The following is a 15,476-nucleotide window of genomic DNA, read 5'->3' as shown; positions in this document are numbered from 1 at the left end:
CGAGCCTACCGATCTTGCCGGTAGTTTGTTACATTTTTCCCTTGGAATTCAGGGAATAACGGTGATGATAACATGAGCAGAAAACGATCTTTTTATCATCTCTTGCTGCTTTGCCTGTTCGCATTGAGCCACCCCCTGCAGGCTCAGGAGCCTGAACTGGAGCTGTGGCACTCCCAGCAAGCCGGTTACGTGATCGACGACGTGATCGCCCGCTTCAATCAGGAGGGGAACCACAGAGTACGGGTCACCCAGATTGAGCCGAGCAAGATCAAGGCGGATCTCCTGCTGGCAGCTCAGGCCAGGGGGCTGCCCGACCTGATGCTGATCCCCTCCGATTTTATCGGCCTCTATCGCCAGATGACCCTCGCCCCCGTCCCGGCCGAGTGGTTTTCCCCCGCGCTGATGGCCAACGCCTTGCGTTATGTCACCCTGGATCGGCAACGCTGGGGCATGCCCATGATGCAGGGCAACCATCTGATACTGTTTTACAACAAGGCGCTGGTCTCGACTCCGGTGACCCAATGGCAGCAACTGACTGCTATCACCCCGGCCCTCAAGACCAAGGGGGTCTACCCCGTCAGCTGGCCCTATCACGACATGTACTACTTCGCCGCCTTTTTACACACCTTTGGTGGCTCGCCGGTGACCGAAGGGCGCATCACCCTCGACAGCCCGGCCATGGTGCAGGCACTGGAGGCCTACCGCACCGTCGTCAGCGAACAGTGGGTCGATCCCGAGTGCGACTATGATACAGCCCTCGCCCGCTTCAATGAGGGCAAGAGCGCCTACCTCATCAATGGGGACTGGGCGTTCAATGATCTGGTGAAGAACATGGGGGATAAGCTGGGCGTCGCCCTGCTGCCCCGCTGGCAAAGCCATCCCATGCACTCCATGAGCGGCGCCTACGTGTTGGGAGCCTCCCGCTGGGCGATGGACGATGAGGATCGCCAGCCCGTCATCAAGGCGCTGATGGCCTTTATCCAGCGTCAGGATATTCAGCAGTTCATCTATCATCAGGGGGCGCTGCTGCCGGTCAATCAGCAGGCTTTTACCGCCATCAGCCGCCGTCCCACGCCTCAGGAAAAAGTGCTCCTGGAGCAGTTCACCCTCAGTACCCCCATGCCCTCCGACAGCGCCATGTCCATCGCCTGGCAAGCGATGGAGAAAGGGTTCGAGCGCTTTAAAGAGGGGATCAGTGCCGCCGACACAGCCCGCTATATGCAGCAGTTGGCCGATCAGCAGTACCGACAGGTCAAAGCACCATGAAGCATCGCACCTTTCGTCTCGGCCCGACCCTGATCATCATCCTGTTCACCGTTGCCCTGCTGCCGGCGCTGCTGGCCAGCACGGTACTGCTGATCCGTCAGCACCAGATCATCGCCCAGAGTGAGCAGTCACAGCTGGAGCGGGCCCTCACCAGCATGACCCGCGAGGCCCGCTTTCGCAGCGAGCTGATCGGTACCCAGATCAATCAGCTCAGCCAGGATCGGGTGCTCCATCAGGCCCTCGACAACTTCCTCTTCTCCAGCCATGCCCGGCTGGCGCTGGCCACCTTTATAAAATCCAACAGCCTGCTCACATCGGCCTACCTCATCGATGACAAGGGGTTGGTGGTGGAGTACATCAATGGCCAGGCCTCCCACCTCGAGTCGAGCAATCTGATGCCGCAGCTGATGGCCTGGGGGAAGACCCGCGAGGCAAAGCAGGGCAAGCATCTGCTGCTTCCCGTCGATGATCCCGTGCTGGTCGACGACATGGAGCAAAACCGCAGCGGCGGGCTGGCGCTGGTGGCCCCCATCTATCGCAACCACCAGCGCGCAGGGGTGATGCAGACCCCTTCCGGCTTCGTGATGGCCATTCTCCCCTGGCGGCAGATGGCCCAGTTGCTGGAGCCCTATCTCAAGGGGAGCGAATATCTGGTGATCTCCCAGGGCGAGAACCGTCTCTACGAAGGGGCTCACCAGAACGCCATGGATGACAGGGAGCCAAGCAAGTTGGCGCAGCCCCTGGCCATTGGCTGGCCCCAGCTGGAGCAGGAGATCACCCCTACCATCACCCTCTACAGCTACAGCAATGACAGGGTCAGCGAGCTCAACAAATCCCAACAGTTGCTGACCGTCAGCATCGCCGTCATGTTGTTGCTGGTGGCCATCGGCTGCATCTGGCTCACCCGCTGGCTCACCCGACCGCTGCGCTCGCTGGCCGCGCTGGTGCGCAGCTATGGCAAGGGCAATTACCAGCAACGGCAGGCGCCGCTGCGCTTTGTGGAGTACGACGAGGTGCGCCAGTTGCTGCAGGAGATGGCCTGCACCATCTCGGATCAGGTGCGGGCGCTCTATCAGCAAAATGAACAGCTGCAGCAGGCCAATAGCGAGAAAGAGGCCTTCAACCAGCGGCTGCTCGGCTTCAACGACGAACTGGAGCAAGAGGTCGCCTCGCAAACGACCGCCCTGCGCTCGGCCCTGAGCCGGGAGGAGCGTAGCCGCCATATCCTGCAATCCTGGCTGCAGTTCGGTCTGCACCAGCAGCTGGATATCGATATTGCCGAGCTGGCCAGCTCTGCCCTGCTGCAACTCTCGCAGCTCTATCCCGGCCACCGCTGGGGGCTGGTGATCCGCCGCGATGGCCAGCCCCACTACTCCCTGACCCAGGGGGCCGATGCCCCCTTGCGGGATGCCTTGCAGGAGAAACTGGCTCAACTGATGGATGAGGAGGTCAAACACTCCGAATGCCAGTGGGACAACGCACTCTGGAAGATCATGACCCTGCCCGGTAGCCAGAGCGGCGTGCTGTTTGGCTATCTGATGGTGAGCGCCGAAGGGCTGGAGTCCGAAGACAGGGCCATCTTGCGGCTGTTTGCCAAGCAGTTGGCGGTGGGCATCGAGGGGCGTCTCTTCACCGACGAGCTGGCGCGGGTCGCCCGCACCGACAACCTCACCGGGCTGCCCAACCGGCAGGCGTTCGAAGAGGCCTTCCACCACTATCAAGCAGTGCTGGCGCGCCATCCGGAGCGTCACCTCGCCCTCTTCATGCTCGACCTCAACGGACTCAAGCGCACCAACGACCAGTATGGGCACGAGGCTGGCGACGCCCTGCTAATCCAGATGGCTCACCAGCTGCGCACCCTCTGCCGTCAGGATGAGAAGATTTTCCGTATCGGCGGCGACGAGTTCGTGCTGCTGGCGGAGGCGGATCACCTCGCCAGCCAGCAGCTGGCAGGCAGGTTGGAGGCAAGCCAGCAGCACGCCATCGTGCAGCATGGGGAGCACAGCTTCCCGCTGCGATTTGCCATCGGCTGGAGCAGCAGCGACCAAACCCCGCTGGCGGAGCTGAGCCGGGTGGCGGACGACGCCATGTATGCCAATAAGGCGCGCTTCTATCAGGGGCAGCGCTAAAAGCGGAGACCTCTGGCGTTGGCGAGCCTTTCGCCAACGCCCTGATCAGCTCGCAAAAATGGCGCGCAACGCTAGACGCGGCGCGGACCATGACTAAGATAGGGGCTCTTGATGTCTCGATTTGGAAGGGAGTAGGAAATGGAGTTAGTACTTGGCCCACTGGAGGCCCGCGTCATCGGCTGTCTGATTGAAAAAGAGATCTGCACCCCGGATCAATATCCCCTCTCCCTTAATGCACTGGTCAACGCCTGCAACCAGAAGAGCAACCGCGAGCCGGTGCTGGAGCTCTCCGAGCTCGATATCCGCGCCGTGGTAGACGAGCTGATCCGCAAGCGGCTGGTGGTCAACACTGCAGGCTTCAACGCCCGGGTGCCCCGCTATCAGCACAGATTCTGCAACACCGAATTTGGCGAGCTGAAATTCAGTGCCCAGGAGCTTGGCATTGTCTGCGAACTGCTGCTGCGCGGCCCGCAAACCCCGGGGGAGCTGCGCTCGCGCACCAACCGCCTCTGCAGTTTCGATGATGTGACCGAGGTGGATGCGGTGCTGACCCAACTCATCGAGCGTGGCCCCTATGTGGTAAAACTGCCGCGTGAACCGGGCAAGCGCGAATCCCGCTACGCCCACCTGTTTAGCGGCGAAGTGGATATTCAGGCGATGATGGATGCAGCCCCCGCAGCGGCCTATGCCTCCCCTGCCGCCGACCGTCTGAGCGAGCTGGAGCTGGAAGTGAGCGAGCTCAAGAGCCGTCTCGCCGCCATGGAAGCGCGGCTGGCTGCGCTGGATGGTCAGGGCTGATCGCCTTTACCATCGCCACTCTCTATCAGGGAGCCGGGGCTGATGTACCCGGCTCCCTGCGTTTTTTATCGTAAGGACGTGCCCGTGATCACCCTGATTAAAGAGTCTGACCACCAGAAGATGCCCTGGAAAAACCAGCAGGGCACCACCAGCCAGATCCTCATCTCCCCCAAAGGGAGCAGCCTTGCCAAACTCGACTTTGACTATCGACTGAGCTCGGCCCCCATCAAGAGCGCGGGCCCCTTCTCCCCCTTTCCTGGCTATCAGCGCATTTTGCTGCCGGTGAGCGGGGCTGGCTTTGTGCTCAATGGTCACCCCTACGCCACCTTCGAGGCTGCGCACTTTAGCGGCGATGAGGAGACCCACTGCGAGTTGCTGAAAAAAGAGGTGACCGATCTGGGGCTTATCTACAATCCGGATCGCATCAGCGCCAACGTGCGAGTGCTGAACCTCCCCTTCCCGCTGACCCTTACCCTCGAGCCAGAGAAGACCTACCTCTGTCACCTGCTGAGCGGCCAGCTGGCCGTGCAGGGCAAAGAGGTGGCCATCAACGAGACGCTGGTGGTGACCGGTGAAGAGAGCATTCACTTCGAATGCCAGAAGAAGACCGCCATCGCCTTCTTTACCCTGCAGGCCAAATAGCGCAAAAGTCGGCGGTGTGCAGTCATGCCACGCCACACACAAACAGCAGAGATGAAAAAGCCGGGAAATCCCGGCTTTTCTATTGAGGCAACCGGCTCGATGCCGGTCAGCACCCTAGTTGACCTTGAAGGAGCCCTTCATCATGGCGAAGTGGCCGGGGAAGGAGCAGAAGAAGGTGAGATCCTTGCCCGCCAGACCGTCAGTCTTGAAGGTGACGCTGCTGCTCTCGCCGCCGCCGATCAGCTTGGTGTGAGCCAGCACACGAGGATCATCCTTGGGCAGATAACCGTTCTCGGCCCCGGCGCTCATCCCGGCAGTTGCCACGGTCTGATAGTCGGCGGTGCTGGCCAGCACCCAGTTGTGACCCATGGCGGTCACAGGCAGCTTGCCGGTGTGGTTCAGGGTGACCGTCACCTCCTTGCAGGTGGCCGGCACGCTCATCTCTTTGAGGTTGTACTGCATGGCATCATTGCCTTCGATGACCAGTGCACACTCATCCGCCAGCACGGGGGCAGCCAGGGTACTCAGAAACAGCAGGGTAATCGCCTTTTTCATCATCTTCTCCTTTGATTGGCAATGGATGGCAACGACTTGGCGGATGCGGTGAACGCTTCGCAAAGATGCCGTCTAAATCGACCTTCATTTTACTCAATTGTCTTCAATCGGCTATGGCTTTTGGCCAAAGCTGCGGGCCAGGTCACCAGACGGTGCTCTACTCGCCACTAGCTCCCTCACGGATGGACGATACGACCCACTCCCGCCACAGGTTCAAAAATGTTTAATTTTTTCTGCCCTTTTCCCTCCGATTCCCCCCATCAGGGCTCGCCCGAAGGGCGCCCCTTGGCTAAGCTAGCGCCCCGATATGAACCTTCTCCAGATGAGAGCGCCGGATGATTGCGATAACCCCCGTGGCGGCCCTGCGCGGCCTGCTGCTGACCCTGCTGCTGGCGCTGGCCGGCTGCCAGCCCACCCCGCCTGCCCAGACCCGAATTCAGGGCAAGACCATGGGCACCTACTATGTGGTGACCCTGAGCGATAGCTACCCCGGTGGGGAGCCCGCCCTCAAAAGCGATGTAGAGAGCCTGCTGGCCCGGATGAACAAGGAGATCTCCACCTACGATCCGGGCTCCCTCATCTCCCGTTTCAATCAGGGGCCCGCCAACACCCCGTTTGCCATCCCGCCCGCCATGGCCATCATAGTCCAGCAGGGGATGGATGCCGGTAAGCTGACCGACGGCAAGCTGGATGTGACCGTGGGGCCTCTGGTCAATCTGTGGGGCTTTGGCCCGGACAAACGGCCGGTCAAGCGGCCCGATGAGGCGGCCATCGCCGCCGCCCGCCACAAGGTGGGCATCGACAAGCTGACCCTGACCCCGCAAGGGGATCACTTCCTGCTCGAAAAAACGATCCCGGATCTCTATCTCGACCTCTCCACTCTCGGCGAAGGGGCGGCATCGGATGAAATCGCCACCCTGCTCGAGGACAAGGGGGTACACAACTACCTGATCGAAGTGGCCGGTGCGGTGCGCAGCAAGGGCAACAACAGCAAGGGCTCGCCATGGAAAGTGGCCATCGTCGAACCCTCCGATCAGCCGGGAGCGTTTTCCGATATCGTCATCCCCAACGGCATGGCGCTCAGCACTGCAGGCAGCTATCGCAACTACTACGAGCTGGATGGCCAGCGTTACTCCCATATCATCGACCCCGCCACCGGCCAGCCGGTCACCCACAAGCTGGTCTCCGCCAGCGTCATCACCCCGACCGCACTGGAGGCCGATGCCCTCGATACCGCGCTGATGGTGATGGGGCCTGAAGCGGGGATGGCATTTGCCAAACAGCACCAGCTGGCGGTCTATCTCATCATCAAGACCGAACAGGGGTTCAAGGCCGAGTACACGCCGCAATTTGCTCCCTATCTGGCAGAGAAAAAACGGTGAGTTCAAGGCCCTGGCAACAGGGCCTTTTTCTTTCACTCATCGCGGGCAAAAGGCGGACAAACGGAGATGGTTCGCAATCGACAACTTGGCCAATTGCCTCTTCGGGCGCTTTGGTGGCACACTTTCCCTCATCAGCCCGCAGCGCCTCGACCCAGACAGATGCAGACACCTGAACAAGAGCCAGAAAAAAAGAGCCCAGCCAAGCCACAACGCATTCTGATGGTCAATGAGCAGCGCTCGTTTCAGGTGATGATGAAGGCGATGCTGCTCAATCTGGGTATCAGCAACATCACCTACTCCAATACCGCCGAGGATGCGCGGCGCCGCTGCCAGAAGGGCAGTTTCGACATCTATCTCATCGATTACGATCTCGGGGTTGGCGAGAATGGTCGCCAGTTACTCGAAAGCCTGCGCGACAAAGACCTGATCCCGCCCCAGAGCGTGGTGATCATGGTGAGTGGCGACAGCTCCCGCGCCATGGTACTGAGCGCGCTGGAAGCCGAACCCGACGAATACCTGATGAAGCCCTTCTCCCAGGAGCAGTTCTCGTTTCGCCTCAAACGTGCCCTCGCCCGGCGCAACGCCCTGGCCAGCGTCTTTACCGCGCTGGCCGATGACAATCTGGCAGCCCTCATTACCGCCTGTGCCGAGCGGGCCGATGCGGTGCCCCGTTTTGCCAACTACTGCCGCTGCCTGCAGGCCGATACCCACCTCAAGCTGGGTCAGGCGCAGGAGGCGCGCTCCCTGATGCGCCAGCTGCTGGCCGGGCAGGAGAACAGCTGGGCCCGCCTGACGCTGGGCAAGGCGTGCAACACCCTGGGGCTCCACGAAGAGGCGGTCAGCCATCTGCAGGCGACCCTCAAAAATACCCCGCTGATGGTGGAGGCTCACCTCTGGCTGGCAGAATCCCTGCTGGCCCTTGGCAATGACGAGCAGGCGCAGCAGGAGCTCAGGCGGGCGGTGGATATCTCCCCCCAGTCGGTGCAACTCTCCCGTCGGCTGGCGGAGGTGTGCCTGCAGCGCCATGACTACGCCCAGGCCAAGGATGTGCTGATGTCGCTGATCGACCTGTCGCGCAACTCCATCCATCGCACGCCCCATTATCTGGGGGCCTATATCCAGACCCTGACCCTCTACGCCCTCAACAGCAACGACAGCTACCACATCGCCAACCTGCAAAAGCAGGTCAATTCGGCCCTGTCGCGCATCCGCGATTCGCTGATGATGTCGGAGTTCAACTACCCGGTGTTCGAGCAGATCTGTCAGGCCCGGGTACAGATTGCGCTGGGCGAGCTGCTCAAGGGCAAGAAGATGCTCTATCGCGCCAATCAGAACTGGCTCGATGAACCGGCCACCATGCCCCCCGCCCTGCTTGGCGAGACCATCCTTGCCCTCTATCAGCTCGGCGAGTTCGAATATGCCGAAAGCCTGCAAGGGCTGCTGGCGGAGGACGAAGATCGGCTGCTCACCACCTGCATTCAGGCAACCCGCGATGACAAGACGGTGCTGGAGCGGCGTCAGCGCTACCAACAGCTCAACGATCTGGGGATCAAGGCCTATCAGAGCGGCGAGCTGGAGCAGGCCCTCGGCCATTTCCGCGAGGCCCTGCGCCGCGCCCCCGCCAATACCGGTGCGGCTCTCAACAAGATCCAGGTGCTGCTGCAACTGATGCAGAAAAACCGCAAGAGTCCGGAATTTGGTGCCGAGTGCAAAGACACCCTGGACGTGCTCGACGGCATCCCCCTCAACCCGGCCCAGCAGGAGCGTTTTCGCAAGCTGCGTCAGGAGTTCAACCAGTTCAGCTAAGACGCCGCCGCGCCCCCTTTTCCCCGCCTATGCTGAAACCAGTTCGGCAATGCGAGGGAAACGAAGATGGCGATGTGTCGTTATCTGGTGGCCGATGGCCGCCACTGCAGTGAAGAGGCTGGCGATCACGATCTCTGCCACTGGCATGATCCCCACCATACCCATCAGGAAGCCCACACCGCCGAGGCGCTTGAACAGTACGTTCGCGCAGGCGGACTCTGCCATGGCCTGCAGCTGTCACGGGCCAATCTGGCGGGCCTCAATCTGGTCAACAAGGAGTCCGATCAGGGATTTTTGCTGGAGCAGTGCAACCTCTATCGCGCCAACCTGCGCGGTGGTCACCTCTACGGCCTGCGCATGAAGGGCGGCAGCCTGATGAAGGCCGATCTCAGTGATGCCAACCTCCAGTGCGCCACCCTCGATGACGTCAACCTGCTCGGCATCCGCTGGCACAACACCCGGCTCGACAACATGCAGACCGGCAAACGGGTGATGCAGGATCGCAAGGGGCGCCGCGAACGGGATCCCAAACAGGCGCGCATCTGGTTCAAGGAGGCGGAAGAGACCTACCGGGATCTGCGCAAAGCCTCCGAGGCACAGGGGATCTTCACCATGTCCGGCAACTATATCCAGCAGGAGCTCACCATGCGCCGCCTGCAACTGCCGTTCTGGTCGACCCAGCGTTTTACCTCCTGGGTGGTCGATCTCTTCTGCGGCTATGGCGAGGCCCCGATGCGGGTGGTGCTCTTCTCGTTGCTGCTCATCTTCATCTGCAGCATTTTCTACTTCTTCTGCGGCCTCAACTTCTCGGGCAACCACCTTATCTACCGGCCGGATGCCCCCTTCGAGCAGAACGCCATCTTCCTGCTCGAATGCCTCTACTACAGCGTGGTCACCTTCACCACCTTGGGCTATGGCGACTTTACCCCGGTCGGTCTCTCCAGGATCTTCGCCGCCTTCGAGGCCTTCACCGGCAGCTTTACACTGGCGCTGTTTGTGGTGGTGTTTGTCAAGAAGATGACCCGCTGACAACCTGCCCACGATCTTGCTGCGAGGCCGTGATCAAGGCTCATGTGCTGCTCGGAATCCTCACGTATATCTATACGCTCCGGTTCCTGCGCTGCGCTTCACCTTGCTGACAGCCTCTCGCGACAGCTCATGAACAGGTTACCGAGCAGCTGCGCCAGTCACAGCCCCCGAACTTGCATCCACCGCCGATTCCTAGTCCAATAGCGACTTATAAAAATGACATGAGCATCCCGGACATGAAGATCATCTCTTTCAATATCAACGGCCTGCGTGCCCGTCTGCACCAGCTGCAAGCCATCATCGACAAGCACCAGCCCGATGTGATCGGCCTGCAGGAGATCAAGGTGCACGATGAAGCCTTCCCGCTGGCCGATGTGGAGGCCATGGGCTATCACGTGGAGTTTCACGGCCAGAAGGCCCACTACGGGGTCGCCATCATGAGCAAGCAGAAGCCGGTCAAGGTGGAGAAAGGCTTCCCCACCGATGATGAAGAGGCCCAGCGCCGGATGATCATGGCCACCTTCGAGCGCGAAGATGGCTCCCTCATCAAGGTAATGAACGGCTACTTCCCGCAGGGTGAAAGTCAGGATCACGAGACCAAGTTTCCGGCCAAGCAGAAGTTCTACGAGGATCTGCAGCACTACCTCGAGACCAACCACACCCCGGACGACCAGCTGGTGCTGATCGGGGATATGAATATCTCCCCCACCGATCTCGACATCGGCATCGGCGAGGCAAACCGCAAGCGCTGGCTGCGGGATGGCAAATGCTCCTTCCTGCCCATCGAGCGCGAATGGATGGAGCGACTGAAAAGGTTCGGCCTCACCGACACCTTCCGCGCCGCCAATCCCACCGAGTGCGAGAGTTTCTCCTGGTTTGACTACCGCTCCAAAGGCTTTGACGAGAACCGTGGCCTGCGCATCGACCTCATCATGGCCTCCGATGCTCTCAAGGACAAGGTGACCGAGACCGGTATCGACTACGAGCTGCGCGGCATCGAGAAACCCTCCGACCACGCTCCCATCTGGGCCTGCTTCGCCTGATGCGGCGCAAGATTAACCGATGAGCCGCGACGAATTCGTAAACTGTGAAGCGGCTCGCGGTTGCCCGCGATAAAAGAGCGTAAAAAGCTCATCCAGAAAAGGTGCCTTATGGCACCTTATTTTTACAGCAAGGAGTGGCTGGGTGATACGGTTGCGAAGAGCCCAGGCCTGGGCAGAACATTCCCGCTGACCCCCACTCATATCGGAAAAGTCAGACTTTTTTCGTCAATCGGCAACCCTAATTGCCACTTTGAGAAGGTTGTGTTCAAGGTTGCCGCCCTATCATCTCTCATTCCAATCATAAAGAAGTTGTTTTTTTAATCATGAAGTTAATGATGTGTATGGAGAAACATGCTGAACGCAGCAGCCGAAATCGATCCAACAGGAGTGTGATGATGAAGGTGCCCAATGCCGGAAGAGAGGTTTACAAACGCAGCTTGCTGACCCTGGCGCTGATCAGCGGTCTGAGTGCCTGTGGCGGCGAGACGACCCAGACGGCCCAGACCATGCCCGCCGTCCCTGTGGTGGTCGCCGAGGTCAAGCTGACCGATGTGCCGCTCACCACCGAGATGGTGGGAGAGACCGCCGGTTTTCGCGAGATTGATGTGCGCTCCCGGGTCAGTGGAATCCTGCTCAAGCGCACTTATGTGGAAGGCCAGCCGGTTACCGCCGGTCAGGAGCTGTTTCTGATTGACCCGGAGCCCTACAAGGTGGCGCTGGAGCAGGCCAAAGGGACCTTGGCTCAGGAGCAGGCCCGTCTCAACAAGGCACGTGCCGATCGGGATCGCATCATTCCCCTCTTCAAGCGTCAGGTGGTGAGCCGCAAGGACTATGACGACACCATCGCCAACTACGAAGCGGCCATCGCCAGCCATCAGGCCGCTCAGGCCAAGGTGAAAGAGGCGGAGCTCAACCTCAGCTACACCCAGGTGACCGCCCCCATCAACGGCATGGCGAGCAAGAGCTCCCAGTCCGAGGGGAGCCTGATCTCCACCAGCGGCGACAACGGCCTGCTCACCACCATCACCCAGTTTGATCCGCTCTACGTCAACTTCTCCTACTCGGAGCAGGATCGCCTCAACTTCGAAAACTCGGTAAAGAAAGGGGTGATTGAGGCGAAGGATGCCACCACCTGGCGCACCCATATTCGTCTGGCCGATGGCTCCCTCTATCCGGAGGCGGGCAAGCTCAACTTCTCCGACAACCGGGTCGATCCCCAGACCGGCACCATCCGTGCCCGTGCCATCTTCGACAACAAGGACGGCGTACTACTGCCCGGCCAGTTTGTCCGCATGACCATCGATCTGGGCACCCGCAAAAACGCCATCGTGGTACCGCCGCGCGCCATCGTCCAGTCCCAAGCTGACCGCATGGTGATGGTAGTCGATGCCGACAACAAGGTGGTGCCCCGTCCGGTGACACTGGGCGCGGCAGTCGACTCCGGCGTGCTGATCGAAAACGGCCTGCAGGCTGGTGAGCGCTATATCGTCGAAGGCTTGATGAAGGCTCGCCCCGGCGCCGTGGTGAAGCCTGTCTCTGCCGACGAGATGCAGGCGATCACCGGCAAGGTGGTCAGTCAGTCTGCGGCCAAGTAAGGAGCCCGTATGTTTTCCAAGTTCTTCATTGAACGCCCCATCTTCGCCAGCGTGATTTCGATCATTATCGTGCTGGGCGGGTTGGCGGCGATGCGGGCACTCCCCATCGAGCAATATCCCCAGATCACCCCGCCGGTGGTCTCGGTCACGGCGTTTTATCCGGGCGCAACACCGGAGGTGATCTCCCAGACCGTAGCAGCGCCGCTGGAGCAGCAGATCAACGGCGTCGAGCGGATGATCTACATGCAGTCGGGGTCGGCCTCCAACGGCCAGATGAACCTCAACGTCTACTTCGAGATCGGCACCGATCCGGATCAGGCCACCATCAACGTCAACAACCGGGTCTCGGCCGCCATGGCCCAGCTGCCGGAAGAGGTGAAGAAGCAGGGGGTGACGGTCAAGAAGAAATCGACCTCCATCCTGCAGGTGGTCACCCTCCAGTCACCGAACGGCTCGTTTGATACCACCTATCTGTCGAACTACGCCCTGCTCAACATCATCGACGAGCTCAAGCGGATTCCCGGCATCGGTGATACCACCTTGTTTGGCGGTACCGACTATGCCATGCGCATCTGGCTGCGGCCGGATCGACTGGCTCAGCTCGAGCTCACCCCGAGCGACGTGATTGGCGCCATTCGCGAGCAGAACACCCAGTTCGCGGCAGGCAAGATCGGTGCCCAGCCCACCACGGCCCCCATCGACTTCACCTACACGGTGCAGACCAAAGGGCGCCTTGAAGATGTGAAGGAGTTCCAGAACATCATCGTCCGCTCCATGCCCGATGGCTCCAAGATCCGGGTCCGCGATGTCGCCCGGGTCGAGCTGGGGGGCAAGGATTATGATCTGGTGGCCCGCGCCAACGGCAAACCGGCCATCGGTATCGCCACCTATCTGCAGCCGGGCGCCAACGCCGTCGCGGTCGCCGATGCGGTACACGCCACCATGGAGCGACTCAAGGAGCGCTTCCCGCAGGATATCGAGTACCAGATCCCCTACGACACCACCGAGTTCGTGAAGATCTCCATCGAAGAGGTGGTACACACCCTGTTCGAGGCAATCGTACTGGTATTCGTGGTGGTCTACCTGTTCCTGCAGAACTTCCGCGCCACCCTGATCCCCTGTATCGCGGTGCCGGTGTCGCTCATCGGGACCTTCGCCGGCATGCTGGTGCTCGGTTTCTCCATCAACCTGCTGACCCTGTTCGGCATGGTGCTTGCCATCGGTATCGTGGTGGATGACGCCATCGTGGTGCTCGAAAACGTCGAGCGGATCATGAGCGAGAAGAAGTGCTCCGCCAAAGAGGCTGCCATCCTCGCAATGCAGGAGGTCTCCGGTCCGGTGGTCGCCATCGTACTGGTGCTCTGCGCCGTGTTCCTGCCGGTCGCCTTTATGGGCGGCATGACAGGGGTGATGTACAAACAGTTTGCCATCACGGTCGCGGTCTCGGTCGCCATCTCCGGTCTGGTGGCACTGACTCTCTCCCCGGCCCTCTGTGCCGTGTTGCTGAAAGAGGGACACCACAAACCGGCCCGCTTCTTCGTCTGGTTCAACGAAAAATTTGACCAGCTGACCCGCGGCTATGTACGGGGTGTGGCCTTCCTGAACCGTCGGGTGGGGGTCGCCTTTGCCATCATCGCCGTGCTGATCCTCTCCATCTACGGCCTCTTCCTGAAAGTGCCGGGCGAACTGGTACCGAACGAAGATCAGGGCTACCTCATCTCCGCCGTCATGCTGCCGGATGCGGCCGCGATGAGCCGGACCCAGGCGGTGGCAGATCAGTTCGACAAGATCGCCATGGCCAACCCCCATGTGAAGGATGTGATCACCTTCTCGGGCTTTGACATTCTCTCCAATGCCATCATCAGCAACAGCGGCATGACCTTCATTACCCTGAAGGACTGGAGTGAGCGTCATGGGGCCGGGCAGGACTCCTTCTCACTGGCCAAGACCTTCCAGGGCTTGAGCCTGATGGGGCTGGCGGATGGCTTTGTCGCCTCCTTCAACCCGCCCCCCATTCAGGGGATGTCCACCACAGGTGGCCTTGAGGCCTATCTGCAAAACCGTGGCACCGGCAACGCCCAGGCCTTCTCAGGCGAAGTGCAACGCTTCCTCGAAGCGGCCAAGGCGCGCCCGGAGTTTGCCAGCGTCACCAGCACCTACCGCGCCAACGTGCCGCAGGTCTATCTCGACCTGGATCGCGAAAAAGCCAAGGCGCTTGGGCTGCCGATCAACGCGGTGTTCGACACCATGCAAGCCACCTTCGGCCAGGTCTATGTCAACGACTTCAACCAGTTCGGCCGTACCTACCGGGTGCAGTTGCAATCCGAGGCAGACTATCGCGCCAAGAAGAGTGACATCCGCAACGTCTATGTCCGCTCCGACAAGGGGGAAATGATCCCGCTCAGCAGTCTGGTGACGGTGCGTGATGCCACCGGCCCCGAACTGGTCGAACGCTTCAACATCTTCCAGGCCGCCAAGATCATGGCCCAGCCCGCCCCAGGCTACAGCTCGGGTCAGGCCATCGCCGCGCTGGAAGAGGTCGCCAATGAGGCTCTTGGCAACGACGCCAAGCTGGAGTGGACCGGCTCCGCCTATCAGGAGAAAGCGGCCGCAGGCAGCGCAGGCATGGCCTTTGGTTTCGGTATCGTGATGATCTTCCTCATTCTGGCCGCCCAGTATGAACGCTGGAGCCTGCCGTTTGCGGTGATCACCGCCGTACCGTTCGCCCTGTTCGGTGCCCTGCTCGCCACCTGGCTGGTGGGGCTGACCAACAACGTCTACTTCCAGATCGGGCTGGTGACCCTGGTCGGCCTTGCCGCCAAGAACGCCATCCTGATCGTGGAGTTCGCGGTGATGAAGCACGAAGAGGGGATGAGCCTCATCGAGTCGGCACTGGAGGCGGCGCGCCTGCGTTTCCGCCCCATCGTGATGACCTCGCTCGCCTTCATCCTCGGCTGTGTGCCGTTGGTCACCTCCAGCGGGGCCGGTGCGGCAAGCCGTCACGCCCTCGGCTGGCCGGTCATCGGCGGCATGCTGGCGGCCACCTTTATCGCCATCTTCTTTATCCCGCTTTTCTTCCGGCTCATCATGAGAGGATCGGAAAAGCGCGCCAGGCAGTAACGCTCTACCTAGGCGTTCCACCGATAACAAACTACCCCCGCTCGTGCGGGGGTATTTTTTCGTCTGCGGTGTGCTTCAATGACACACATCGAGACTTTTTTTCACAGGATC

At 60.6% G+C, this 15,476-nt stretch carries 11 protein-coding genes; 10 read left to right on the top strand and 1 reads right to left on the bottom strand.

Features of this window, described 5'->3' with window-relative positions:
* Positions 1–72: 72 nt before the first annotated feature.
* The 4 genes from NOM06_RS10415 to NOM06_RS10400 all read left to right on the top strand — a co-directional run bounded on the left by NOM06_RS10415 (position 73) and on the right by NOM06_RS10400 (position 4,835).
* Positions 73–1,266: an extracellular solute-binding protein gene (locus tag NOM06_RS10415; RefSeq protein ID WP_255911513.1), complete on the top strand. Its 1,194-nt coding sequence runs from the start codon at positions 73–75 to the stop codon at positions 1,264–1,266.
* Complete coding sequence (locus NOM06_RS10410) at positions 1,263–3,395, top strand: diguanylate cyclase (RefSeq protein ID WP_255911511.1); 2,133 nt, start codon at positions 1,263–1,265, stop codon at positions 3,393–3,395. The genes NOM06_RS10415 and NOM06_RS10410 overlap by 4 nt, the downstream gene beginning before the upstream one ends.
* Before the next feature lie 138 nt (positions 3,396–3,533).
* Entirely contained in the window at positions 3,534–4,193 is a 660-nt protein-coding gene (locus NOM06_RS10405) for a YceH family protein (protein ID WP_005337766.1), read from the top strand.
* A gap of 84 nt (positions 4,194–4,277) precedes the next feature.
* Entirely contained in the window at positions 4,278–4,835 is a 558-nt protein-coding gene (locus NOM06_RS10400) for a HutD family protein (RefSeq protein WP_040067916.1), read from the top strand.
* Positions 4,836–4,949: 114 nt separating this feature from the next.
* Here NOM06_RS10400 and azu read toward each other — a convergent pair whose 3' ends face one another.
* The gene (azu, locus tag NOM06_RS10395; protein WP_005337768.1) at positions 4,950–5,390 is read right to left on the bottom strand and encodes an azurin; all 441 of its coding nucleotides are present in this window, start codon (positions 5,388–5,390) and stop codon (positions 4,950–4,952) included.
* Between the two features lie 335 nt (positions 5,391–5,725).
* Between azu and NOM06_RS10390 the strand changes: the two genes are divergently transcribed.
* The 6 genes from NOM06_RS10390 (at position 5,726) to NOM06_RS10365 (ending at position 15,365) form a co-directional block, all read left to right on the top strand.
* Positions 5,726–6,772, top strand: a complete 1,047-nt coding sequence (locus NOM06_RS10390) for an FAD:protein FMN transferase (protein WP_255911509.1) — start codon at positions 5,726–5,728, stop codon at positions 6,770–6,772.
* A gap of 159 nt (positions 6,773–6,931) precedes the next feature.
* The gene (locus NOM06_RS10385; RefSeq protein WP_042056451.1) at positions 6,932–8,578 is read left to right on the top strand and encodes a tetratricopeptide repeat-containing response regulator; all 1,647 of its coding nucleotides are present in this window, start codon (positions 6,932–6,934) and stop codon (positions 8,576–8,578) included.
* Positions 8,579–8,644: 66 nt separating this feature from the next.
* Entirely contained in the window at positions 8,645–9,607 is a 963-nt protein-coding gene (locus NOM06_RS10380) for an ion channel (protein WP_255911507.1), read from the top strand.
* 236 nt (positions 9,608–9,843) lie between these two features.
* Entirely contained in the window at positions 9,844–10,650 is an 807-nt protein-coding gene (gene xthA / locus NOM06_RS10375) for an exodeoxyribonuclease III (RefSeq protein ID WP_255911505.1), read from the top strand.
* 395 nt (positions 10,651–11,045) lie between these two features.
* Entirely contained in the window at positions 11,046–12,245 is a 1,200-nt protein-coding gene (locus NOM06_RS10370; protein ID WP_255911593.1) for an efflux RND transporter periplasmic adaptor subunit, read from the top strand.
* Between the two features lie 9 nt (positions 12,246–12,254).
* Complete coding sequence (locus NOM06_RS10365; protein ID WP_255911503.1) at positions 12,255–15,365, top strand: efflux RND transporter permease subunit; 3,111 nt, start codon at positions 12,255–12,257, stop codon at positions 15,363–15,365.
* Positions 15,366–15,476 lie beyond the last annotated feature (111 nt).

The sequence above is a fragment of the Aeromonas sp. JL9 genome (genome assembly GCF_024436075.1).
GTDB lineage: Bacteria > Pseudomonadota > Gammaproteobacteria > Enterobacterales > Aeromonadaceae > Aeromonas > Aeromonas veronii.
This window is presented reverse-complemented; position numbering and strand designations above follow the sequence as displayed.